The organism is Pseudoalteromonas sp. Of7M-16, assembly GCF_022347805.1.
Lineage (GTDB): Bacteria > Pseudomonadota > Gammaproteobacteria > Enterobacterales > Alteromonadaceae > Pseudoalteromonas > Pseudoalteromonas luteoviolacea_F.
The window spans coordinates 50,925-74,680 of sequence record NZ_JAKRFY010000012.1; the positions used below are offsets into that span (position 1 = coordinate 50,925).

A 23,756-nucleotide genomic window follows, 5' to 3' on the forward strand; every position below is an offset into this window, starting at 1 on the left:
GAGTACATTATGATAGTGGCATTGTATTTGGTGTTATGTATTTTATCAGGTTATTGGGGACGCAATACATTTGCCGGGCCTGTGGGCTTTTTTCTTATCTCATTGTTTTTGACGCCAATTGTTAGTTTATTGATGTTGCTGCTGACACAGGGCCGCAAGCCAGAGCAGGATGCTGAAGACGACTAGTTTTAAACCAGATTATGTGCGCTTGGCGATAAAACTCGCTTTTAGGCTATCGAGCCGATAACAACAATGATAAGAAAATCAAAATGGTATTATACGATTTAATCAGTCGGAATATAAAAATAAAGAAAAGGACTTTCGTGATGTTGGGCTGTATCTCTGGCCTTGCTAATGCGTTAGTCCTTGCCTTGATAAACAATGTGTCTGAAAACATTTCAGATATCCACAAAGAGAATCATATTCTCTATTATTTGGTGCTGTTTATCCTGACAATTTCAATTTACGGTCTGACCCAGCAAAGGCTGATGACTAAAGCCGCTAAAATGGTTGAAAAAGCCATTGATCGGCTGCGTGTTGAGTTATTTGAATGCGTGCGTCATACCGAACTGTCGACACTAGAAACCATTGGCAAAGAGCGTATTTTTAATACGCTGAGCAAAGAGTTACAGACTATTTCGCAGTCTGCACAATTGTTTGTGATCATCGGACAGTCAATTAGTTTAGTGTTTTTTACCTCCCTTTATATTGCCTGGCATTCCTTTGTGGCGTTTTTGGTGATCTCCATCCTAATTTTAATGGGAGCCAGTATTCACCGATTGCGCGCCAATGAAATTCAACGCAATATGCAGCTGTCTTTTGAAAGTGAAAACATGCTGATCCAGCGCTTGTCTGACTTGCTCGACGGGTTTAAAGAAGTAAAGCTCAGTGTTCCCCGCGCTGATGATTTAGAGCATGAATTTGTGATGGACTCAGCGCGGGCCAAAAAAGCCAAAACGACCACACAAACGTTATTTGCGACCGACTTTGTGTTATCGCAAATAACCTTTTTTGCTGCAACTGGGGCCATGGTATTTATTGTTCCGAGCTTGTCTCATGTGTATACCGATGTGGTGATAAAAGTAACCACTGCATCACTGTTTTTAATTGGTCCAATTACCAGCATTGTTGGTGGGATCCCAATTTACACCACCGCCACCGAAGCTGCGCAAAATGTCCTGACGCTAGAGGAAGACTTAAAACGTGCCAAAGTGGACAATCGTCATCTCGATACAGACCACTTTTCTCATGTTCATGACTTTGAGGAACTCAAACTCGAAGGGACATATTACCAACATGGCCAAAAAGGCGGCGACAGACCGTTTTTTGTTGGGCCGGTTGATTTGACCTTAAAACGTGGCCAAGTCACTTTTATTACTGGCGGTAATGGCAGTGGTAAAACGACTTTTATCCGCATGCTTACGGGACTGTATGAGTTGCAAGGCGGGCAGATCCTCGTTGATGGCCAACCTATCACAGATAATCTTAAAGAGGCGTATCGCAGCTTATTTACCGCAGTGTTTGCCGATTTCCATTTATTCAAACAGCTGTACGGTATTCATCATACCAGCCAAGAGGAAATCGACGATTGGTTGGCATTTTTAGAGATGAACACCAAGGTCAAAGTGGTAGACGGTGCGTTTAGCAGCATTGATCTGTCATCGGGGCAGAGAAAGCGGCTAGCGTTATTAAGTACTATTTTAGAGAATCGCCCAATTTATATTTTCGATGAATGGGCGGCGGATCAAGATCCCATATTTAGGCGGAAATTCTATGAGCAAGTACTGCCTAAGCTCAAAGCTAGAGGCAATACGGTCATCGCCATCACCCATGATGATGCCTATTTCCATCTGGCAGATGTACACCTAAAAATGGTTGAAGGACAGTTAATGGAACACCATGAAGTTGAGGGTAAAGGAGTAACATCATGAACATCATTCTCCCTTCTGATATAACACTGACGATAATCATCAGTGCCATAGTGGCGATAATCCTATCTAATATCTTAATGCGCATACTGAAGCGCTACCAACCTAAACTCAGACGACGGATTTTATCGTGGCGCTTTCGCGCTGGCTTAACTTTGTTAGTCACAATTTTCATTGTGATTGCATTGATCCCGGTTATTTTTATTAAGGTCGACTCGGGTGAAGTTGGGGTGCTATGGAAACGTTTTGCGGGCGGTACTTATTTAGATGCACCGCTACATGAAGGAACGGTATTAGTCTTCCCTTGGGATACGCTGACAATCTATTCCAGCCGTTATCAAACCGCACACACCAATGTATACGCCATCACCAATGAAGGGTTACGTATTACATTGGACATTACGGTACGTTACCGCCCTGAGGTGGACTTTATCCCCTATCTACACAAGTTAGTTGGCCCAGATTATGTGGATGAAATCATTCTTCCGGAAGTTAGTTCTGGGGTACGTATGATAGTGTCTCAATATAATGCAGAGCAGGTATATGGCAATCAACGCAAAGAGGTACAAGAAGAGTTACTAGGACAAGTACTCAATGAACTAGAGCTTAAAGAGAAATCCATGTTGCGCCAGGAGGCACAAATGATGGCGGGCCACCACCTTGTAAATCTGGATGATGTGCTGATAAAACGAGTTGATTTACCTGATAAAGTTCATGGTGCGATTATCTCTAAGGTCAATCAAAACTATATTTTGGAAGAGTACAAAATGCGCGTCGAAGTTGCCAAAAAAGAAGCGCTGCGCAAAGAGGAAGAAGCCAAGGGTATTGCCCTATTTCAAGAGATGGTCAGCGATGGGATCTCTGAGGCATACCTTAAATGGCGTGGTATTGAAGCCACCATTGAGCTGGCCAAATCTAACAATGCCAAGGTAGTGGTCATTGGTAGCGGCAAAGACGGCTTGCCCCTTATTTTGAATACTGAAAGCAGCCTCACCCCGCAAAACAGCAGCTTTAAAGAAACCCATAAACCGGGAGAGCTTGAAGCTAAATTGCAGGAGCAAAGTGATATAGGTAAAAAAGGCGATTACTTAAATAGTGTCGATAAATTTGGCCACAAACTAAAACCTGATTTACGCCAGCCTGATAAAACCCTATCTGATAGGTCGCTGCAAACCGGTGAACCTATGGAATATTTAAAGTAGAGACTAAAGCGCCTCTGGTAAAACAGAGGCGTTTTTATATTGGCTTAGCGAATTGCCTATCGTGTTGCCATAACAAGTCCCCAAATCAAAGTGCACAGAAACAAAAGTGGTTGTGAATATTTAGGAGCGCTTAGGCGGTGATAAGGAAAAGGAACCTAAAACTGAAATGGAGTCATAATGTAAAGAAGAAGTGCTTCTTTGAAGAGTGTAGGAGCTAACACTAAAATATATGTTTAATTGAAAAGGTTTGTTCAGAAGTTATTTCGGATTTAAATGGGAATTTTTCTTTCAGAAAATGGTGGCCCCACCTGGACTCGAACCAGGGACCTACCGATTATGAGTCGGGTGCTCTAACCAACTGAGCTATAGGGCCATTTTTTGTGATTGTGTGAAAACAATCTTATGAAGCGCTGGCAGTATATGAACTTTTTCGTCGCTTGTCACTATCTAAAACTGAAAAATATAACTTATCTTGTTCAATTGATTAATAAAAACGCAAAAAGTCATGATTAGGACGAATCAAAGAAAACAAAAAAGCCGGTAAATACCGGCTTTTTTACTAATACGTCAATTACAGACCTAGTTTCTTCTCTAGATAGTGGATGTTTGTGCCACCATTTTGGAAGTTTTCGTCTGCTAAGATCTTTTTGTGCAACGGTGTATTTGTTTTGATACCGTCAATCACAAGTTCGTTTAACGCATTGCGAGCACGTGCGATTGCAACGTCACGGTTCTCACCATAAGTGATTAATTTACCGATCATTGAATCGTAGTGTGGTGGTACTGTGTAGTCAGCGTAAATGTGGCTGTCCCAACGAATACCTAAACCACCAGCAGGGTGGAAACGCGTGATCTTACCTGGAGACGGGATGAACGACTCTGGGTCTTCAGCGTTGATACGACACTCGATAGCGTGACCTTTGATCACAACATCATCTTGTGTGATTGATAAAGGTTGACCCGCAGCAATTTTCAGCTGCTCTTTGATTAGGTCAACACCTGTAACCATTTCTGTTACTGGGTGCTCTACCTGAATACGAGTATTCATTTCGATGAAGTAGAATTCGCCATTCTCGTATAGGAATTCGAATGTACCAGCACCGCGATAACCGATTTCGATACATGCACGAGTACAACGGTCACCGATGAACTTACGCATTTCTGCTGTGATACCCGGTGCTGGCGCTTCTTCAACTACTTTTTGGTGACGACGCTGCATTGAACAGTCACGCTCACCTAGGTGAATCGCATTGCCTTGACCGTCAGCAAGTACTTGTACTTCGATGTGACGTGGGTTTTCTAGGAATTTCTCCATGTAAACCATGCCATTGCCGAAGAACTGCTGCGCTTCAGTTTGTGTCAGTGCAATTGAGTCTAGTAACTCTTCTTCTGAGCGAACAACACGCATACCACGACCACCGCCGCCGCCTGCTGCTTTGATGATAACAGGGTAACCGATGCGCTTAGCGATTTGCACGTTGCGCTCGTTGTCTTCTGTTAATGGGCCGTCAGAACCTGGTACACAAGGTACGCCAGCTTTACGCATAGCTTCGATTGCAGAAACTTTATCACCCATCAAACGAATAGTGTCGCCCTTTGGACCGATAAAGATAAAGCCACTTTGCTCAACTTGATCAGCAAAGTCAGCGTTTTCTGATAAGAAACCGTATCCTGGGTGGATAGCAACAGCGTCTGTTACTTCTGCCGCAGCGATAATGCGAGGAATATCTAGGTAACTCTCAGCCGCAGCTGGTTTACCGATACAAATTGTTTCGTCTGCAAGTAGAACGTGTTTAAGGTCACGGTCAGCAGTAGAGTGTACTGCAACCGTTTTAATCCCAAGCTCCTTGCAGGCACGCAATACACGAAGTGCAATTTCACCTCGGTTTGCAATGACTACTTTATCTAACATAGTGTTTGCCTTCTTGGGAATTATTCGATGATGAATAGCGGCTGATCAAATTCAACTGGCTCGCCGTTTTCAACTAGGATAGCTTTAACAGTACCGGCCTTGTCAGATTCGATCTGATTCATCATCTTCATCGCTTCTACGATGCAAAGTGTGTCACCAACGTTTACTTTTGTGCCAACTTCAACGTAAGCCGCAGCAGTTGGAGAAGACGCTGAGTAGAAAGTACCAACCATTGGAGACTTAACTTGGTGGCCTGCAGGAGTTGCGGCTTCTGCCGGTGCGTCAGCTGCTGGTGCCGCCGCAGGAGCAGCTACTGGAGCTGCAGCAGGTGCAGGAACAGCGAATTGCTGAGGCTGAGCCATAACAGGAGCACTGCTGTGACGGTTAATACGTACTGACTCTTCACCTTCGGTGATCTCTAGCTCTGCAATACCTGATTCTTCTACTAGTTCGATTAGTTTTTTAATCTTGCGAATATCCATAACTTGGCCCGCCTGTTAGTTAATTTGAGTTATCTTGTTTGCGCAACTGGTCAATCGCTGCCATTAATGCAGCTTGATAGCCAATTGCACCTAATCCACATATGACGCCTTTCGCTACATCCGAGAAGTAGGAGTTATGACGAAATGGCTCACGTGCGTGCACATTTGAAATATGCACTTCATAAAATGGGACGCTGATACTGAGCAAGGCATCGCGTATGGCGATACTCGTGTGTGTGAAAGCTGCTGGATTGATGATAATACAATCCACTTCGCCGTAATGGTCATGGATGGTATTGATCAGCTCTGCTTCACTGTTGCTCTGAAAATGAGTCAGCATCACATTATGTTGTTCTGCGCACTTTATAAGTGACTGCATTATTTCCGCTAAGGTCTGTGTGCCATATTTATCTGGCTCGCGTCGGCCCAACATGTTCAAATTTGGACCATTAAGTACTAAAACCTTAAAATTTGCTGACATAATGCGTGAAATTCCTTTAAATGGGAAATAACGAGACTTTTCGTCTTTTACTTTGTCTAACTTAAGCGCTTGCGCCTTAAATAGCAAATATTTCTCACGTTCGTGAACTATTATAGAGTGTTCGAGGTAAATAGCAGCAAAATACTGGTCTAATCAGAGATAAAGTACAGCCTATTTGACTTAAATATTCAAATAGGCTGTGGGTAAAGGGGAGGATTAGTAATAGTTACGGACTTTTTGTAGGTGCTTGGCAAAGTCTTCCGCACTCATAAAGCCAGTTACACGTAATTCAGGGATCTCTTTTCCGTCTTTGTCGAAGAACAGCATGCTAGGTAAACCAAACACCGTGAAGTACTCCATGATCTCGAAAGTGGTGTCGTTACTCTCAGTAAGATCCAGCTTCAACAGTTCAAAGTGTTGGAACTCTTTTTGTACTTGCGCCTCTGGGAAAGTGTACTTTTCAAACTCTTTACACGCCACACACCAGTCAGCATATAAATCAACGACCGCAATTTGCCCCTGCTGATTTGCTTTAGCGACTTCGCTATGCAGTCCATCAAGTCCTTCTATCAATCTAAACTTTTTCTCTTCGATTGGACCTGATGCAACGCTTATTTGTGTCACAGGCTGTGGGAAAAGGACTGACTTACCCATGAAAAAGGCGCTGACAAACAAGGTCATCGACAGTGCCCATAAAAATGTTTTCCCTTTACCTTGCGATTGTGCGCTTTGCCAATAGTGCAGATAAAGAGCAGTGGCAACGGCAAGGACTGAGGCTAGCATGACGATAATATCGAAATCCAAGATGCGCTCTAACAAAATAAGTGGCACAAACAGCATCAAGAAACCAAATAGGGTCTTAACTTGCTCCATCCAGCCGCCTGCTTTTGGCAGTAATTTACCACCTGAGGTACCAAGTAATAACAGTGGCAAGCCCATACCTAAGCTCAGTGCATACAAGGTTAAGCCGCCAACTAGGAAATCACCACTTTGCGCTACATATAAAAGTGCAGCGGAGAGAGGGGCTGTGGTACAAGGGCTGGCAATAAGGCCTGATAATACACCCATCATAAACACACCGGTGTAATTACCACCTTTTTGCTGGTTGCTGATCTCAGTAAGTTTACTCATCATGCCGCTTGGCAGGCGCAGTTCAAACCAGCCAAACATGGCAAATGCTAAAATCACAAATAAGATACTAAAACTAATAAGTACAGCAGGGTGCTGAATGTAGCCTTGAATATGGCCGCCAAAATAGGCAACCACAAGACCGAGTGCCGCATAGGTTACGGCCATACCTTGTACATAAACAAATGACAGTGAAAACGCCTTTTTGGTCGACAGGTTGCTTTGACCGGCAATGAGGCTCGACAAAATAGGGAACATCGGAAACACGCATGGTGTAAAAGCCAGTAGCACGCCCACTAAGAAAAACGCGCCTAAATTGGTGATAAAGCTTTGCTGGGCAAGTTTTTCACTGAATGATAATTCGCCGTCGTCACTGTTGAATGTTTTTGATTGCGAGCTTGATTTAACTACGTTTGGTTGTTGTTCTGACTCACTCTCGGTGTTGTTGGTTGGAGCACTAGTTGCGCCAGCTAAGGCTGTGAGTGGGATCTCAATGATCTCAGGTGGGTAACAGAGCCCAGCTTCAGCACACCCTTGATAGCGAATTTTTACCACTGCGTTTTGGCCAATATTCGAGAGTTTAGAGACCACAGAGAGCTCATCAAAATATACTTCGGTGCGACCAAAGAATTCATCTTCAATCATTTTACCTTCACGTAACTCAGGTACCTTGATGTCGGCATCTTTAGCAATAAATTCGAGCTTGTGTTTATAAATATAGTAGCCCGGAGCGATATCCCAACCAGTAAAGAGCACAGTGCCTTGCTGGTCAAAATCAAACTGAAACGCCTGATCGACCGGTAAAAATGTTTGCTGTTTTGGTTCAAGTAAACTGTCCAAAACTGTGTTATTGGCCGTAGCCTGAAAGCTGCCAATAAGCAGCAGCGATATAAAGGAGAATAACAGCGTCGTCAGTCGCATTAATTTAGTACCTCTTCCATCCAGTTAAAATATTGCTGCGAGCCTGCTGTGACCTCAATCACCTGGACTTCGGGCACATCGTAAGTGTGCTCAGCTTGTATCGCTGCAATGACTTTACTAACCAGTGCGGATTTTGTTTTGACTAGTAGTTTAACTTCTTCATCTTGTGTGACTTTTCCTTGCCACACGTAGATTGACTCTATTTTAGGCAAGATGTTCACACAAGCGGCTAATTTATTTAAAACTAAATGCGCCGCGATATGGCGGGCATTGTCTTGACTATCACAAGTTGTCATAACCATTCTATAGGGGGTACTCATCGTGTTATTGCCGACAAAATTAGTTGTGCCCATATAGTAACGAATGACAACCGGGATCCCAAGGTGTGCTCGTTGAGTTGCATTAAGATACTCTGAACTTTCAATCTCAGTTTTGTTCTAAAGAGCATTCTTGAGAAAAACCGAGACAGCAGTATAAGCCGCAGTGTAATTGATGCTGACTGTAAGCTTGAAAATAGACCAGACAAGCCATACATCTATTTCAGTTTATTTGGAGAATCTATGTTTAAAGTTCTTTTTTTGTTATTTATCGTTGTTCCTATTGTTGAAATTGCATTGCTGATCCAAGTCAGTGACGTCATTGGTGGGTTTGCTACCATCGCCTTGGTGATCGCCACTGCTATTTTAGGTGCAAAGTTGGTAAAACAGCAGGGACTCGGTGCATATTCTAATGTGCAAAAGCAAATGGCATCCGGTCAGTTGCCAGGACAAGATTTGTTTACAGGGTTGTGTGTCATTATTGCAGGTGTATTTCTAATGACGCCCGGGATCATGACAGATGCAATCGGTTTTATGCTGTTAACACCTGCGATCCGAGGAAAAATCGCGAAATCATTAATAGAGCAAGCGAGTGTGAAAATGCAAAGTTCTGCCCAAGGCAGTATGTTTGGCCAAGGTTTTGGTCAACAGCATTCACATCAAGATACTCAAGCTCCCTTTGAAGAGCAAAAGTTTGACCCATTCGAGCGCAAAGCACCTCAGTCGGAATCTCAATCTGCAAACACCATCGAAGGTGAATATCAGAGAAAAGATTAAAATTTTTTAGTTTTTTCTCTTGGGTTTTAAATATCCACCCCCATCTAGAATTGCAAGTTAAGTTTTAATCCAGAGAGTCGCATTTTAAGCCGCATTTATTGGCAGCGACTCACTCTGAATAGAAAGATTATTTCTGTCATTGTTCAGAAAAGTTAGGAGAACTAAATCTATGAACATTCGTCCTTTACATGATCGCGTTATTGTTAAGCGTCTAGAAGAAGAAACTAAATCTGCTGGCGGTATCGTATTGACTGGCTCAGCAGCTGAAAAATCAACTCGTGGTGAAGTTGTTGCTGTAGGTAACGGCCGCGTTTTGGACAGTGGTGAAGTAAGAGCACTAGAAGTAAAAGCAGGTGACACAGTGCTTTTCGGCTCATATGTTGAGAAGACTGAAAAGATCGAAGGTCAAGAGTATCTGATCATGCGTGAAGACAATATCCTAGGTATTGTTGGCTAAGCATTAGCTTGTAAAAAACAAAGTAGCTTTTAACGAAAAGAATTTAGAGGAATAAAAACATGGCAGCAAAAGAAGTTCGTTTTGCAGGTGACGCTCGCACTAAAATGCTGAAGGGCGTAAATGTATTGGCTGACGCAGTAAAAGTAACACTGGGTCCTAAAGGTCGTAACGTTGTACTAGACAAGTCATTCGGCGCACCAACTATCACTAAAGATGGTGTATCTGTAGCGAAAGAGATCGAACTTGAAGACAAGTTTGAGAACATGGGCGCACAGATGGTTAAAGAAGTTGCGTCAAAAGCAAATGATGCTGCGGGTGACGGTACAACTACAGCGACAGTACTAGCACAAGCAATCGTAAACGAAGGCCTTAAGTCTGTTGCTGCAGGCATGAACCCTATGGACCTTAAGCGTGGTATCGACAAAGCAGTTGTTGCTGCAGTTGAAGAACTAAAAGCGCTTTCTGCTCCGTGTGCAGATACAAAAGCAATTGCACAGGTAGGTACTATCTCTGCAAACTCTGATAAAGAAATTGGTGACATCATTGCTGAGGCAATGGAAAAAGTAGGTCGTGAGTCAGGTGTTATCACGGTTGAAGAAGGCCAATCTCTAGAGAATGAACTAGATGTTGTTGAAGGTATGCAGTTTGACCGCGGTTACCTATCACCTTATTTCATCAACAACGCTGAAAAAGGCCAAGTTGAACTAGATAACCCACACATTCTACTAGTAGACAAAAAAGTATCTAACATCCGTGAACTACTTCCTACACTAGAAGGCGTTGCTAAGACAAGTAAGCCACTACTTATCATCGCTGAAGACCTTGAAGGTGAAGCACTGGCAACGCTAGTTGTGAACAACATGCGTGGTATCGTGAAAGTAGCTGCTGTTAAAGCACCAGGTTTCGGCGACCGTCGTAAGGCAATGTTACAAGATATCGCTATCCTAACTGGTGGTACTGTGATTTCTGAAGAAATCGGTCTAGAACTTGAGAAAGCAACACTAGAAGACCTTGGTACTGCTAAGCGCGTTGTTATCACTAAAGACGACACGACAATCATTGATGGTGTTGGTGAGCAAGCAGCTATTGACGGCCGCGTATCACAGATTAAAGCACAAATCGAAGAAGCAACTTCAGATTACGACAAAGAAAAACTACAAGAGCGCATGGCAAAACTTGCTGGCGGTGTTGCAGTAATTAAGGTTGGCGCAGCTACTGAAGTTGAAATGAAAGAGAAGAAAGACCGCGTTGAAGATGCACTACACGCAACTCGCGCTGCGGTTGAAGAAGGTGTTGTACCTGGTGGTGGTGTTGCACTAGTACGTGTTGCTAGCAAGATCGCAGGTCTTGAAGGTGAAAACGAAGACCAAAACCACGGTGTTAAAGTTGCACTACGTGCGATGGAAGCGCCTCTACGTCAAATCGTTTCAAACGCTGGTGACGAAGCATCTGTTGTTGTTAACTCAGTAAAAGCTGGCGAAGGTAACTATGGTTACAACGCCGCAAACGGTCAGTACGACGACATGATTGAAATGGGTATCCTTGATCCAACTAAAGTAACGCGTTCTGCACTTCAGTTCGCAGCATCAGTAGCGGGTCTCATGATCACAACTGAAGCTATGGTTGCAGAAATCCCTAAAGATGAGCCAGCTGCTGCACCTGATATGGGTGGTATGGGCGGTATGGGCGGTATGGGCGGCATGATGTAATCAGCCCCCTATGATTCCATAGGAACTCATAATGTTTCAAAAACCCCGTAAAGCATTGTTTTACGGGGTTTTTCTTTTTGTTTAGCTGTTCAGCTTGTTTCACAATAGTTCATGAAGTTTCAATTTTTCGGGGGTATAAAGTGGGGGGCACCATTTGCTAAGTGATGCTTTTTAGTATTAAATGAGGTGTATACCCCACAATTGATACCCCTAAAAGGAGTGGATTATGAGTTTAACGGCGTTAGAAGTGAAAAGTATCACTTGTCCAGAAGGCAAAAAGCAAATCAAGAAATTTGATGGTAATGGTTTGTTTTTGCTAGTAAAAAGTAATGGTTCAAAATTATGGAGGATGCGCTTTAAGCTATCAGGAAAGCACAAAGAGCTGGCTTTAGGTCAGTACCCCACGATACCCCTCGTTGAAGCAAGAAAGCTGGCAGAGGAAGCAAGGGTTTCTCTGATTCAGGGGATCAACCCAATAGACGAAAGAAGAGAGCGTAAGCGAAGTCACGCTGCAATTGATAGACAATTTCATGCCGTAGCTATGAATTGGTGGGAGCAACAAAAAGACTCTTGGTCAGCTGATCATCAAGCTCGCGTAAAACGCTTTATTACCAATGATTGTAAATCTCTGAGCAAACTACTTGTTGAGAAAATTGATACAGGCCATATAACCGAAGTTATGTTGTCTATAGAGGCATCAGGGAGCCCTAAAAAAGCCCCTGTGATACTTTCAATCATTAATCGCATCTTTGGCTATGCCCTGGCTCACAGGTTGACCAGACATAATCCAGCACAAGGCTTACCACTTAAAGACATTATTAAACCACTACCAAAAGTACGCTCACACTCTGCCATCATTAAAGCGAGTGAACTAGGGAAGCTCATTTGTGACATTGATACCAGCCCCACAGGGAGCTTTTGCACCGTTGAAGCCTTGAAGCTTATTCCAAGATTATTTCTCAGACCGAATGAAATACGTAATTTGAAGTGGGAGTACGTTGATTTTGATGACAAGCTCATTCGCATCCCAGCCGCAGAAATGAAAAAGGATCGTGATCACCTCGTTCCACTCTCAAAGCAGGTTATCAAGCAGCTGAGATATATACTGGGCGTGACCAGCTACTCTGTCTATGTTTTCCCGAGCCAAAGGGATAGTAGTAAACCCATGAGTAAGAATGTCATGACAAACCGCTTGAGAGACTTAGGGTATGCTGCTGATGTAATGTCTGCTCATGGTTTTAGAAGTACTGCTTCAACCATATTACATGAGCAAGGTTGGAATCATGACGCAATAGAAGCTCAACTCGCTCACTTAACTGGAACGAGTACGTCAAGAGCATATAACAGGTCTATGTACTTGCCTGAACGCAAGAAAATGATGCAAGAATGGAGTGACTATTTAGAACAAATTTCAAGTAAATAGCTATATGTTATTAAACCATAAGTTGTTGATTTTTAAGTCTTAGTGAGGTCTTTTGTTTTCAAAAACCTCAGCATAATGCTAACCCTTTACAAAATTAAAAAAAGTTGCATAAATTAATGTTGAGTTAATAGGTGCTGAGTATAATTGCTTCGCCTAAGACGTCGGGCAATTATATATTTACTAACTTTTTTTGATGAAAAAAGAAACATTTCTTACGTCCATTTCAATCGACGTGTATCAACCGAATAACAGTGGAAAAGCTTGAGAACGTTCGAAAGTATTTTATGACTTACTGAATTTGAATATGAAACAGATCCAATGAATTATCAAGATGGTTCGTTTGTGTGCCGAAGATGGAGGATCTTTACGTATGATATAGTAAAGTTGAAAACAATTTTCCTCCTTTACACTCATTGCATTGATGAAACGGCTGTACACAAGCGACACAATGAAAACGCATTTAGATTTTAATAAAAACAGCATGATACGATTTGTTTGAATGATGAATAATTGGTTTTTTCAACGCACGTTGCGTAAGAAAGTAAAAGTTTCTCACAGGCAAAGGCATATCTATATTTCATGAAAAACATGAAGCTGAAAAAGTGAACTCATGAAGCAGTTCATTTACTCGGAAGTCTGTTCAGCCACCCCCGAAAATGCCATCGTACTTATTGATCCGCATTGAGATATGTCGAAAGAAATAGCGAGATTCAAGGAATTTTCGGACGAAAAAATGGCGGACAGATTGGTGTATATCGATCCGTCACTCAGTACGAGTGCCTACCCATCAATTAATCCATTTTCTTTTGTCGATACTCACGAAGACAGTATGAACCTCATGGCACAAGAGATCATCAAAATACTCAACGTGTTGCTCAAATGAACGACGACAACCAGCCAAATGAATGCGATTTTATATCCATGTGTTTCAACTCTACTCAGGCGAAAAGACAGCTCGCTGATAGATCTGAAACGATTTATGAATGATGATGAAAACTCGGATCTTATTGAAGACTGATTGAAGCTAGAAAACCCGATTCATCGTTGATTCTTTATTAAAAAATTCAAAAGTAAATCATTGGGAATAAGCAAACATGCTATAGAAATGAGACTGCAAGTCTTACTAAATGACCCTATATTGCAGCGATTACTCACCTGAGCTCATTCGATAGATCTAGAAAGCTTGATACAACAGAGAAAAATCATCATCTTTAGACTGCCACTATGAGAGCTGGGTAGTGACAGTGTTGAAGCCTACTGACGCTTTATCGTCGCACTGCTGCGTGTGATAGCACTCAAAAGAGCTAAAACACTCAGAGCGAAAAGAGTTCCAACCTTTTTGTTTATAGACGAGTTTCATAATTTCATCTCTTCTGACCTTGAAAAAGCGTTAACCCAGTTGCGTAAATACAAGCTGTACCTTGTCCTGGCCAGCCAATACATCTGACAATGCTGAGACAAGTACTTGCAAAAAGCACTGTTGTCAGTATGAGTGATTATTGCCTGACAGAACGAACGAAAAAGCCGAAAGGCCATTGAAGACGAAACCGCCATTGTTTCGGGCGAAATAGAAAACTTGAAACATTGAGAATTTTGGGTACAGTCATCAATGGTACGACCATTTAAAATTAGGGTGCCAAGCTTTCTTTTAAATAACGCTCATTCCATGCCGTATACTCTATGGAAACAGATACGTAAGATTCAACTATCTAAATATTACTTTGAGAGAATAGTGAATTTCGAGCCAAACAGGCTCACAAAACACATCGACCTTTCGGGATTATCTCCTAAATATTAGAGCCTTGAAATTAACAATCGCACAGAGCTATGTGCTAGAAGCACTAGCGACATTTCAATACCTTACATCGCAGCAACTCAGTTCTATCTTACCGAATGTAAGCGTCTCAACGGTGAACCGTTACTTACGATCTTTAAGGGGATCAGACAGGCCTTTGGTGAGGGTTCTAGAGTTCGGATTTGTACCATGAAAATGACCCCTTGCCCCTGTGTATTGTCTGACAGAAAGAGGAGCAAAGTGACTGGCTAAGCAGTGAAGGTATTCATTAGAAAGTATTAGAAGACCGCTGGGGAGAAATTGTTTCTTCACGGCTGATTACTATCACCGAGTCGCGACCATTGATTTCAAAATATCGTTTTTTAAGTGGATACGTAGGCAGTGATATACATTGAACTTCTTTCATTGCTACTTCGAGCGAGAGTGAAGTAATAACACGCTCAGTGGAGCTACTTCCAAGTCAAAAGCTTTGCTCAAGGCCTGAGATCTGCAAATAATCCCTGATGCCATTATTGGCTATCAAACACCACAGTGAGGCAAGCTCACACTCTTTGAACAACACATGGGTAGAGATGCCAAAAGAGCGCTCAAGCAAATACAGTGGCACTGTTTCTTTCTATCTCTGTGAGTGGTGAATAAGAAATACGGTTCACACAAAAATAGCTGTATTTACTATGTGTTTGAGCACAAGTCATGTATGGAAGCGGTGGTTCGCAGGCTGGAGCAAGTGAGTTGATTTGCTAAGTTTCGACCGTATTTTCGTTTTAAGACAATGCAAGAGAGCTTAAGTGTCCTGGTTGGCTTGTAGTTCTTTATCTACCAATTCGACCAGTTCTGCGGGTGTGCATTCTAGTACTCTTGCAAGATCAAATACCGTAGCGAGAGTCGGTTGGAAGGCCCCTTGTTCGAGTTTGGAAATATGAGCTCGGTCAATGTCTGCCTCAAGTGCTAAATGCTCTTGAGACATCTTCTTCTTACCATGCTTTCGAACATTTCTCAGCACTCGGCCAAAGGCAATTTTTATATCCAACGCTGATTCCAATCAATGCTCTAAAAGTATTGGAATGTTCAAATTTTGTGGTGTAAATTACCACGGGGTATACCCCTCAAAATTGAATAAGGAAGGATATTATGAATAAACTCGCTCATTTACTGGCAGCTCTCTTTGTATACTTCATTTCAACTTTTGCCCTCTCCGCTGAGCAAAAGTCAGTCTATGGTATTGATTACCATAAAATCACGTATCCGCAGATCATTGCTGATTTTATGTATGGTATAGAGCCAAAGCTGATCCAGTACTACGACACTTTGAATCTGACCGAAGAGCAAAAGGTTCAGTCACTTAAGGGGATTGCTGGAAGTTTGACGCTGAATCATATGTTTAAGACCTTGGTAAGTGATATTGCTGCAACAGATCCAGAAGCTACGTTTGTTTTTACGAAGTTGCCGAAGGACGATTACTCAAACCTACATTTGCTCGCAGAGTATTTTCGACAAAAGAAAGAATACAAAGATAAAACAGGGGTTGAGCTAACGGAAGAAGAAGCCGAAAGTACCCGAAAGTTATATAAAGCTTTGTTTGGTAAAGATTATAATCATTAACTATCAATCATATGGAAAAATTGGAGGAACAGTTTTCACCGGCTGACATGCAACAACAAGAGCTCATGAAATCGCTTTCGTGAAAACTTGATGAACAACTGTGAACAGGTGACGTAAGAGAATTTGGGGACAAATATTTGCAGTCATTTGATGCAAATATTCAAGCCTGAAATGAGCCTTCAAAAGAACTAGTACAATATCAGCTTCGTATCGAATGACTGAAAAACCTGGCAACATACAGCACATGTAATTGATATGAGGCTTTTATTGAGTTGCTAAAGAATCAAGAAATATCGGCCATTGACTCATTGATGGCATCAATGAGTCATAGTAGGGAATCAATACAGTATATAGAACAGAACGGATTCCCTACTAATAAAACATCTATTGATATCTTCAACGAGAAATTTTGAACCAAATTATCAGTATTGATTGAAGCTGATAAACAAGTGTTCAACTCATATGAAGCGTGTTCAGAAAGGCTCATAGGCCTTTATGGTCAACTTGATCATAGTGAGCTTGCAGGCTCTAAAATATTAGTGTTGCTGAGTAGGCTCAAAGATGGCGATACCGAAGCGTACACGCATATTAAAGAGCTATTACTTAATGATCCTAATGAGCTGAAAAAGCTCTTACTATCAGCCAAAAAAGCGGACTCAAAGAATCCCCAATCCCACATATATAGAGAAATTACGCTCACGTTAATTGATATTGATCCCAGCTTTGGAGATAAAATTAGAGCGTTTGAGGACAAGTACTCATCAAATAAATCGTTAGAAACCAGTTACCTTTTATCGCTTTCTGGTAGCAATATCGAAAGGGTGTGAGATTCGCTGATATCGCGCGGTGACGCAAACGAAATCATAGCGATAGATATGTGAGTGAACCCACCTCTCAGGGAGATATCACTGGATGGTGATTACGCCATTGAATCAAATTTTCCACTTGCTAATTTGCTCAAGCCTGAGCAGGAATACCAAAAGGTTTATAAAGACACCATGCCCAAAATAAGAGCCGCAGGTTTTTTAAGGACTCAGGCAATTCAGGAGCACATTGAAGACCTTATGCAACATAGTTCAGGAGTGTCTGAAATAAAGTCTGCATTGAGCAGGTGTTATCAAATAGATGTTTCTTTTATTAAGAGCATGGATGATCTTACACCAAGTAATCTTGCTAGTTTCATGCAATGATTTCAAAACACACTCGATGCTGCGATGGAAAAGTACAAAGCCTGACTTGATGTAGCGATCCAAGCTAATCGTGAAAAAGTAAAAGAGCAGGACAAGCGAAAAAGGGAAATACTCCAGTTTGTTCATTGAATTGGTTTTGATCTCATAGATCAGTATTTTACTGACTCACTTATCCAAGAAATCAAAAGCAACTCGTTTGACGTTCATGGCTTGCACCTAGATCCGAATCGTCTTGATATCGCCAATGGTATGTTTGGTGAAAGCCCGAGTGAAGCCGGTGGTACAAGATGGAAGAAAAACCTCATCGCATTCTACAACAAAATGATAACTTGAAGCCCTGATGAGCCTCTATCGGTTACCACGCATATTTCAATGTGATGAAAAGTAGAGGACAGAACTCAGATGCAGCATTTGCTCAAGAGCTACGGATTGCTCACTGAAAGTGGGGGGTTTAATAAGGAAAAAGCGAGGGGGAATTTGGGTAAACGCAATCAATAGTGGACTTACAGTTACGGTCAAGTTAGTAAAATAATTCTAGCCTCCGCACAGTATCTGTTACACTAATTTTTCATCCAAGAAGCTTAGTATTAAACATTTTGTAAATTTAGATACCTATGACAGTACAATCCAACAACGCCATCGACTTTCAACTCCACACATTGGGCTGGAAAGCATTTCAAGATCTTTCAGTTACGATAATGACAGATATTTTTGGCCACGACGTACAGTCTTTTTACGATTCACAAGATGGTGGCAGAGATGGTGCGTATCAAGGTGTTTGGATAGATAACACGAACAAATCTAAATCAGGTTCATTTACTGTTCAATGTAAGTTCACTTCTAACTATAAAGCTGGAATAAAAGTTTCTGATTTAAGAGATGATATAGAAAAAGCAAAAAGGTTGGCAGCAAAAGGCTTTGCCACGCATTATGTATTGTTCACAAATGCTCAGCTAACGGGAAATCAAGATGAGTCGTTGCGTGCAGTTTTTGAAAGTATTGATGGAATCGAGTCCTTTACCGCATATGGAAAGGAACGAATTTCTCAAATTATAATTGAGTCACCAAGGTTAAGAATGCTCGTGCCAAGAGTTTATGGGCTAGGCGATTTAAGTCAAATTCTCGACGAACGAGCAGGAGAGCAGGCAAGAGCAATATTGAACTCATTGGGTGATGATATCTCAAAGTTTGTATTAACCGACGCCTTTAATAGAAGCGCTAAAGCTTTAGTTGAGCATGGTTTTGTTTTGTTGTTAGGTGAACCCGCATGTGGAAAATCAACCATTGCAGCATCTTTGGCGTTAGGCGCACTAGATGAATGGGGATGTAATACTTTTAAAATATGTTCAAGTGATGAGTTTTTACGTCATTGGAATCCAAATGAGCCAAGAAGACTGTTTTGGATAGATGATGCTTTTGGCGCTACACAAGTTGATTGGAGCGCTACATTTGCGTGGGCAAGAACTTTTCCGCATATAAGTACTGCTATTAAAAACGGTGCGAAAGTTATATTTACATCACGAGATTACATCTATCAAAGTGCAAAAGGTGATTTGAAAGAAAGCTCTTTGCCTGTGATGAAAGCTTCTCAGGTCGTCATTAATGTTCAAGATATATCTCAACATGAAAGAGAGCAGATATTATACAACCACATTAAGTTGGGAAATCAGCCACAAAGTTTTAAAAAAGAAGTTAAGCCCTTTCTAAAAGATATCGCAAACAATAAGAAATTTACTCCTGAAATTGCAAGGAGACTTGGTGATAAATTTTTCACAAAAGATCTCATAATTAGACAATCAACATTGGTCAACTTCGTTGAAAATCCCGTTGAGTTTCTTATAGATGTTATATCAACTCTAGACAAAAAAAATATCTCAGCCCTTGCTGCTATTTTTATGAGGGCAGGTGCTTTGCCAAGCCCGATGAAATTAGCTGAAAGTGAACTGAATGCACTAAAGCTACTTGGAGGAACACTGGATGGAGTTATATCGGCTCTTAAGTTTCTCAAAGGTAGTTTAACGTCATTAAGTTTTGAAGAAGGGCAATATATTTGGAGATATAAACACCCAACAATTAGAGATGCTTTTGCTCAATATGTAGCAAATGATGTTGAACTACTTGAAATATACTTAGGTGGAGCACCTTTAGAGATGCTATTTCAAGAAGTGGCATGTGTAGGTGTAGAAATGGATGGAGTAAAAGTCATAGTTCCTGAGTCACACTATCAACTTCTTATATGTCGCATGAAACCCTTCGATAGTAATAATTGGCGTAACAAAAGATCACTTAGTCGTTTCTTAACGAAAAGGTGCAGTCATAGATTTCTATCTGTTTATTTGGAAAAGAACTCGGACTTTCTTGAAAGTTTAAAAATTTATCGTTCAATTTTGTCAGATCCTGATTTGGAAATAATTGCTAAACTCTTTGAAGCTGGTCTACTTCCTGAGGAAAAAAGAGTATCTGTCGTTCAGTCTTTACATGAACTAGCAATAAAAGAGTATGACACGCAATTTGCAAAAGGTGAGTTTAAGTGCCTACTAACTAAGGCTGAGTTTTCATTAATTCAAAAGGCTGTTAAAGATAAAGTAATAAGTAATATAGAGTGCATTATCGATAATTTGTCTTCTGATTATGATGAAGAGTCTGATCCTGAAGACCATTTTTCAGACCTGTGCTACTCAATTAGAGATTATGAAGATATTTTTGTCGAAGATGATGAGATTTGTACACAGTTAGCTACAGCTAAAGATTGGATACAGGAAGAAATAAAAGAACTATCCAAAAAGTGGGCTTATGACCCGAATGATACATACGAACGAGAGCATCACTCAGTTTCAAGTCATAGTACTGAGCGATCAATATTTGACGATGTTGATAGTTAGCTTTTGAATTAATTTATATTTTATAGTTACTTAAGGAGCAAGTTTATGACAGTTATTAAGAGAGTCAACATACCAGAGTTTGGTAGCTATAAGGATTTTGTTTGGAATGATTCAATCAAAAATAGTAAAGGCGAAGTTGTTGATTTTCGTCAGTTGAATATTTTATATGGTCGTAATTATTCGGGAAAAACAACTTTATCTCGTATTTTTAGGATGCTTGAAACAGGAGAGTGTCCTGACGGCTTTTTCCCATGTGACTTTTCAATAACTACAGATAAGGGAATTATCACTTCTGAAAATATATCAAATTGTGATGTTGATATTCGTGTGTATAACAGTGACTTTGTAGGCCAAAACCTATCATTCCTGAGGGATCATAATGGAAATATTAATCCATTTGCTGTCGTTGGTGAAAAGAATACTGAAATTGAGAAACAAATACAGGATTTAACTGCTGAATTAGGGAGTGTTGAGAGTAAGTCAGGCCTTTACTATCTAGAGGATAGTAAGTTACTCGCGGTACAAAAAACTAAAAAAGAGCATGATAGTAAAGCTGGTGCTTTAGAGGCTAAAATCAAAACTAAGGCGAATGACAAAAAGGTAGGTATCAAGTACAAATTTAATCAACCGACCTATAACGTCACCCGTCTCAATGCAGATATTACTCGAGTACTAAGTGATAAATACCAAGAACTTAGTGAAGAGGATTTTAAAAGATATGAAGAGTTATTACGTGATAAGGAGCTACCAGAAATAACAACGGTAGTTAGCTTACCATCAGATTTTTCACTATTGTATAGCTCTTCAAAAGCATTAATTGAGAAAAATATTGCACCGTCAAAACCTATACAAAAGCTGTTAGAAAATAGTTTGCTACAAGAGTGGGTTAAAAATGGTCAAAAATTTCACAAAAGTACCAAGCATTGCGAGTTTTGTGGAAATCCATTGCCAGATGATCTACTAGCACGCTTAGATGCTCACTTTGATCAAGAGTCAGAAGCATTAGAAACAAAAATCAAAGGAAAAATCCAAGATTTAGAGCTGGATATTGAGTCACTTCAAGATGATTTAAGCTTAAGTTCAAATGAGTTTTATTCAGAATACAAAGATGCCTTTGAGGAAAAAAGAGCTGATTATAAAAATAAAATATCACAATACAAAAACAATATACAAATTATAATTTCTTTATTGCAAGGGAAGCTATCTGATATATTTTCTATAAAGAAAATGATACCAATAGCAGATATAACCCAAGGGCTCCAACTTTTGGAAGTTGAAATAAACAGCCTAATCAAATCAAACAATGCAAAGACATTGACTCTGAAAAATGATCAGCAAATAGCAAGTCAATCACTTCTGTTACACGATGTTTTTAATTTTTTGACTGAAATACAATATATAGATGCAGTTAAAGAAATAGATAAATGTAAGAAGTCACATACTACCTTGAATTCAGAATATGCCATAATTTCAGGTCAAATTTCAGCAAAAAAACAAGCGATCGCAGAATTACAAACACAAATGAAGGATGAAAGAAAAGGAGCAGAAAAGGTAAATGAATATCTAAATAATTTCTTTGGTCATAATAGCTTGATCCTTGAAGCCACAGAGGTTGAAGGTGGTAAAGCATATAAATTTGAAATCAAAAGAGGTGAAAGATTAGCTAAAAATCTAAGTGAAGGGGAATGTAGCCTTGTTGCATTCTGCTATTTTTTAGCAAAATTAGAAGACACAGAGTCGAAAGACAAAAAATTAATTATTTATATCGATGATCCCATTTCAAGCTTAGATAGCAATCATATCTTTTTTGTTTATAGTCTAATTGAAGGTTTAATAGCGAAACCTATAGGAGAAGATGCAGGTAATAATAAATTATATAGTTATGAACAATTATTTGTTTCGACTCATAATTTAGATTTCTTAAAGTATTTAAAAAGAATTTCGAAGCCTAAAAAACAGTTTGAGCAATTTTTGATCTCCCAAAAGTTAGATAAAAGCTCTATTGAGTTGATGCCTCAATATTTGAAAAACTATGTAACTGAATTTAATTACCTTTTTGGTGAGATTTATATATGTTCTCAAGAAGGGAATCAGGCTACTCATCACAATAGCTTTTATAATTTCGGTAATAACATGAGGAAGTTTTTAGAGGCATTCTTATTCTTTAAATATCCATTCTCACAAAATGAATCAAATGACCACAACGTAAGAGTGGAAAAGTTCTTTAACGACAGTCCTGTAGATGAGCCTTTAGTTCAGAGAGTTATAAATGAGTTTTCTCACCTCGCGGGCCAGTTTGACCGAAGTGCTGAACCATTGGACTATGCTGAGATTACAAAGCTAGCTCAATTCGTTCTTAAAAAGATCGAATTAAATGATAAAGATCAGTTTGATCATTTGGTTGAAAGTGTGACGTCAGTATAAAAATCATAAAGTCTAGTAATTATATCGGTTGACCCTGCGAGTCAATAACCGATTTTCCTACGTGCCTTGTAAAATAACGGTTCTTTGACACCTTGCGTCATACCGATGTTTCATAATCACTTTATTAATTAATTTCTTGAATTATGAGAAATACGGTGAGTGAACTACAAGGTTACTTTTGTCCATTTGGATCTTTAGATATTCGTGCGATTTGTAAAATTGGTGACGATCTTGATATGCATGAGGGTGAGCTGTTCGAAATCATAGATGATTTTCGTGAAAGCATTGGCTCTGAAAGTTGGGATAATATTGATCCGGTGTACTGCGTGCTTGACTATGTGTTGCAAGAAGCCAGAAACAGAGTGTCAGAAATAACTGGCTATGACTTTATCAATGATTTTTCAGGAGCATGAACAGAAATATATGTGCATGGTAACTTCATGTGCAGTAGCTTTGATTACTCTGAGGCTGCAATTGAAGAGCTTGTTAGCAATACTTCATGACATACTTCTGAGTTAATGGACGATAAATTTTGCAAATATCTTTTCGATGAACTGGATATTTCAGGGGCGTAGCCCCTGGTGTTCTATGATCTATTTTACACCTTTTTTAAGTAACCCATCATATGCAAATAACAGAGTTATTCAATTGATTTAAAAAGTACTTTCTCGTGGCGAGATGAAATAAGGCTAAAAGCTATATGAGCGTGTTGAGCACCATCAATCTACTTGTTTCATACAAAGGGGCGGAATCTCTCTGATACTATAACAGAGACGTATTGGAAGACTTCCTGACAGAGACAAGTAAGTTGAGATGCTGGACTTCCAAAACATACAGAAATCATTGGCAAAATCTAAAGTCTTTTTTTGTTCGGTGTGAAATCGTGGGCTACGTTAAAACAAACCCCGTACTCAGTGTGCCAAAACCTAAACTCGATAAACCTTTGCCCAGGTTTGTTTCAGAAGCAGACATCAAAACGATCATCTACGAAACCGAGTATTACCCATGGAGATATTCACTGGAAAGGTCACGCAACAGCGCGATAATTTTCACTCTATTGCTTTCGTGAATGAGACTCCAGGAAATGTTGAACCTTACCATATGAGACGTCGACTTTTGAGAGAAG

At 40.3% G+C, this 23,756-nt stretch carries 20 protein-coding genes and 1 tRNA gene; 14 read left to right on the top strand and 7 right to left on the bottom strand.

Annotated features, from left to right (window positions below):
• The first annotated feature begins 9 nt into the window (after window positions 1–9).
• The 3 genes from MHN81_RS13745 to MHN81_RS13755 all read left to right on the top strand — a co-directional run bounded on the left by MHN81_RS13745 (window position 10) and on the right by MHN81_RS13755 (window position 3,130).
• Window positions 10–186 carry a hypothetical protein gene (locus MHN81_RS13745; protein ID WP_023400712.1) on the top strand — a complete coding sequence of 59 codons (177 nt, stop codon included), beginning with the start codon at window positions 10–12 and terminating at the stop codon, window positions 184–186.
• A 140-nt stretch (window positions 187–326) separates the two neighbouring features.
• Window positions 327–1,931, top strand: coding sequence for a cyclic peptide export ABC transporter (locus MHN81_RS13750; protein ID WP_023400711.1), 1,605 nt, complete (start codon window positions 327–329; stop codon window positions 1,929–1,931).
• A complete protein-coding gene (locus MHN81_RS13755) occupies window positions 1,928–3,130 on the top strand; it encodes a prohibitin family protein (RefSeq protein WP_239425973.1) in 1,203 nt (400 codons plus the stop codon). The genes MHN81_RS13750 and MHN81_RS13755 overlap by 4 nt, the downstream gene beginning before the upstream one ends.
• A 296-nt stretch (window positions 3,131–3,426) precedes the next feature.
• Here the strand turns inward: MHN81_RS13755 and MHN81_RS13760 are convergent.
• From MHN81_RS13760 to cutA, 6 genes are all read right to left on the bottom strand, one after another.
• Window positions 3,427–3,503: transfer RNA gene (locus tag MHN81_RS13760), tRNA-Ile, on the bottom strand.
• A 198-nt stretch (window positions 3,504–3,701) separates the two neighbouring features.
• Window positions 3,702–5,042 carry an acetyl-CoA carboxylase biotin carboxylase subunit gene (accC, locus tag MHN81_RS13765; protein WP_023400706.1) on the bottom strand — a complete coding sequence of 447 codons (1,341 nt, stop codon included), beginning with the start codon at window positions 5,040–5,042 and terminating at the stop codon, window positions 3,702–3,704.
• Window positions 5,043–5,062: 20 nt separating this feature from the next.
• Window positions 5,063–5,524 carry an acetyl-CoA carboxylase biotin carboxyl carrier protein gene (gene accB / locus MHN81_RS13770; protein WP_023400705.1) on the bottom strand — a complete coding sequence of 154 codons (462 nt, stop codon included), beginning with the start codon at window positions 5,522–5,524 and terminating at the stop codon, window positions 5,063–5,065.
• A 19-nt stretch (window positions 5,525–5,543) separates the two neighbouring features.
• Window positions 5,544–6,005, bottom strand: coding sequence for a type II 3-dehydroquinate dehydratase (aroQ, locus tag MHN81_RS13775; protein ID WP_036976820.1), 462 nt, complete (start codon window positions 6,003–6,005; stop codon window positions 5,544–5,546).
• Window positions 6,006–6,221: 216 nt separating this feature from the next.
• Window positions 6,222–8,054 (bottom strand): protein-disulfide reductase DsbD, encoded by a 1,833-nt coding sequence (locus tag MHN81_RS13780; protein ID WP_023400703.1) that lies wholly within the window; start codon window positions 8,052–8,054, stop codon window positions 6,222–6,224.
• Window positions 8,054–8,374, bottom strand: coding sequence for a divalent-cation tolerance protein CutA (gene cutA / locus MHN81_RS13785; RefSeq protein WP_036976846.1), 321 nt, complete (start codon window positions 8,372–8,374; stop codon window positions 8,054–8,056). The genes MHN81_RS13780 and cutA overlap by 1 nt, the downstream gene beginning before the upstream one ends.
• Before the next feature lie 240 nt (window positions 8,375–8,614).
• On the opposite strand from cutA, the gene MHN81_RS13790 reads away from it, so the two are divergent.
• The 5 genes from MHN81_RS13790 (at window position 8,615) to MHN81_RS13810 (ending at window position 13,620) form a co-directional block, all read left to right on the top strand.
• The gene (locus MHN81_RS13790; protein ID WP_023400701.1) at window positions 8,615–9,148 is read left to right on the top strand and encodes an FxsA family protein; all 534 of its coding nucleotides are present in this window, start codon (window positions 8,615–8,617) and stop codon (window positions 9,146–9,148) included.
• 169 nt (window positions 9,149–9,317) lie between these two features.
• Window positions 9,318–9,605, top strand: coding sequence for a co-chaperone GroES (locus MHN81_RS13795; RefSeq protein ID WP_023400700.1), 288 nt, complete (start codon window positions 9,318–9,320; stop codon window positions 9,603–9,605).
• A gap of 59 nt (window positions 9,606–9,664) precedes the next feature.
• Window positions 9,665–11,314, top strand: a complete 1,650-nt coding sequence (groL, locus tag MHN81_RS13800) for a chaperonin GroEL (RefSeq protein ID WP_023400699.1) — start codon at window positions 9,665–9,667, stop codon at window positions 11,312–11,314.
• A gap of 226 nt (window positions 11,315–11,540) precedes the next feature.
• The gene (locus tag MHN81_RS13805) at window positions 11,541–12,737 is read left to right on the top strand and encodes a tyrosine-type recombinase/integrase (RefSeq protein ID WP_239425974.1); all 1,197 of its coding nucleotides are present in this window, start codon (window positions 11,541–11,543) and stop codon (window positions 12,735–12,737) included.
• Between the two features lie 733 nt (window positions 12,738–13,470).
• Entirely contained in the window at window positions 13,471–13,620 is a 150-nt protein-coding gene (locus tag MHN81_RS13810; protein ID WP_156158696.1) for a hypothetical protein, read from the top strand.
• Between the two features lie 1,696 nt (window positions 13,621–15,316).
• On the opposite strand, the gene MHN81_RS13815 is transcribed toward MHN81_RS13810, so the two are convergent.
• Window positions 15,317–15,562 (bottom strand): helix-turn-helix transcriptional regulator, encoded by a 246-nt coding sequence (locus MHN81_RS13815; RefSeq protein WP_239425975.1) that lies wholly within the window; start codon window positions 15,560–15,562, stop codon window positions 15,317–15,319.
• Window positions 15,563–15,663: 101 nt separating this feature from the next.
• Here MHN81_RS13815 and MHN81_RS13820 point away from each other — a divergent pair, with 101 nt between their 5' ends.
• The 6 genes from MHN81_RS13820 to MHN81_RS13845 all read left to right on the top strand — a co-directional run bounded on the left by MHN81_RS13820 (window position 15,664) and on the right by MHN81_RS13845 (window position 23,043).
• A complete protein-coding gene (locus MHN81_RS13820; protein WP_239425976.1) occupies window positions 15,664–16,134 on the top strand; it encodes a hypothetical protein in 471 nt (156 codons plus the stop codon).
• 449 nt (window positions 16,135–16,583) lie between these two features.
• Entirely contained in the window at window positions 16,584–16,961 is a 378-nt protein-coding gene (locus MHN81_RS13825) for a hypothetical protein (RefSeq protein ID WP_239425977.1), read from the top strand.
• 54 nt (window positions 16,962–17,015) lie between these two features.
• Window positions 17,016–17,324, top strand: a complete 309-nt coding sequence (locus MHN81_RS13830; protein ID WP_239425978.1) for a hypothetical protein — start codon at window positions 17,016–17,018, stop codon at window positions 17,322–17,324.
• Window positions 17,325–18,022: 698 nt separating this feature from the next.
• Window positions 18,023–20,206: a hypothetical protein gene (locus MHN81_RS13835; protein WP_239425979.1), complete on the top strand. Its 2,184-nt coding sequence runs from the start codon at window positions 18,023–18,025 to the stop codon at window positions 20,204–20,206.
• Window positions 20,207–20,251: 45 nt separating this feature from the next.
• The gene (locus MHN81_RS13840; RefSeq protein WP_239425980.1) at window positions 20,252–22,630 is read left to right on the top strand and encodes an AAA family ATPase; all 2,379 of its coding nucleotides are present in this window, start codon (window positions 20,252–20,254) and stop codon (window positions 22,628–22,630) included.
• A 155-nt stretch (window positions 22,631–22,785) separates the two neighbouring features.
• Complete coding sequence (locus MHN81_RS13845) at window positions 22,786–23,043, top strand: hypothetical protein (RefSeq protein ID WP_239425981.1); 258 nt, start codon at window positions 22,786–22,788, stop codon at window positions 23,041–23,043.
• Window positions 23,044–23,756: the final 713 nt, after the last annotated feature.

Excerpts from the sequence above, each read along its gene's own strand:
- MHN81_RS13835 (WP_239425979.1), top strand. The coding sequence starts at position 18,023 with ATGACAGATATTTTTGGCCACGACGTACAGTCTTTTTACGATTCACAA.
- MHN81_RS13820 (WP_239425976.1), top strand. The coding sequence starts at position 15,664 with ATGAATAAACTCGCTCATTTACTGGCAGCTCTCTTTGTATACTTCATT.
- cutA (WP_036976846.1), bottom strand. The coding sequence starts at position 8,374 with ATGAGTACCCCCTATAGAATGGTTATGACAACTTGTGATAGTCAAGAC.
- MHN81_RS13795 (WP_023400700.1), top strand. The coding sequence starts at position 9,318 with ATGAACATTCGTCCTTTACATGATCGCGTTATTGTTAAGCGTCTAGAA.
- MHN81_RS13810 (WP_156158696.1), top strand. The coding sequence starts at position 13,471 with ATGGCGGACAGATTGGTGTATATCGATCCGTCACTCAGTACGAGTGCC.
- MHN81_RS13745 (WP_023400712.1), top strand. The coding sequence starts at position 10 with ATGATAGTGGCATTGTATTTGGTGTTATGTATTTTATCAGGTTATTGG.
- groL (WP_023400699.1), top strand. The coding sequence starts at position 9,665 with ATGGCAGCAAAAGAAGTTCGTTTTGCAGGTGACGCTCGCACTAAAATG.
- MHN81_RS13750 (WP_023400711.1), top strand. The coding sequence starts at position 327 with ATGTTGGGCTGTATCTCTGGCCTTGCTAATGCGTTAGTCCTTGCCTTG.
- MHN81_RS13805 (WP_239425974.1), top strand. The coding sequence starts at position 11,541 with ATGAGTTTAACGGCGTTAGAAGTGAAAAGTATCACTTGTCCAGAAGGC.
- MHN81_RS13790 (WP_023400701.1), top strand. The coding sequence starts at position 8,615 with ATGTTTAAAGTTCTTTTTTTGTTATTTATCGTTGTTCCTATTGTTGAA.
- aroQ (WP_036976820.1), bottom strand. The coding sequence starts at position 6,005 with ATGTCAGCAAATTTTAAGGTTTTAGTACTTAATGGTCCAAATTTGAAC.
- MHN81_RS13840 (WP_239425980.1), top strand. The coding sequence starts at position 20,252 with ATGACAGTTATTAAGAGAGTCAACATACCAGAGTTTGGTAGCTATAAG.
- MHN81_RS13755 (WP_239425973.1), top strand. The coding sequence starts at position 1,928 with ATGAACATCATTCTCCCTTCTGATATAACACTGACGATAATCATCAGT.
- accC (WP_023400706.1), bottom strand. The coding sequence starts at position 5,042 with ATGTTAGATAAAGTAGTCATTGCAAACCGAGGTGAAATTGCACTTCGT.
- accB (WP_023400705.1), bottom strand. The coding sequence starts at position 5,524 with ATGGATATTCGCAAGATTAAAAAACTAATCGAACTAGTAGAAGAATCA.
- MHN81_RS13780 (WP_023400703.1), bottom strand. The coding sequence starts at position 8,054 with ATGCGACTGACGACGCTGTTATTCTCCTTTATATCGCTGCTGCTTATT.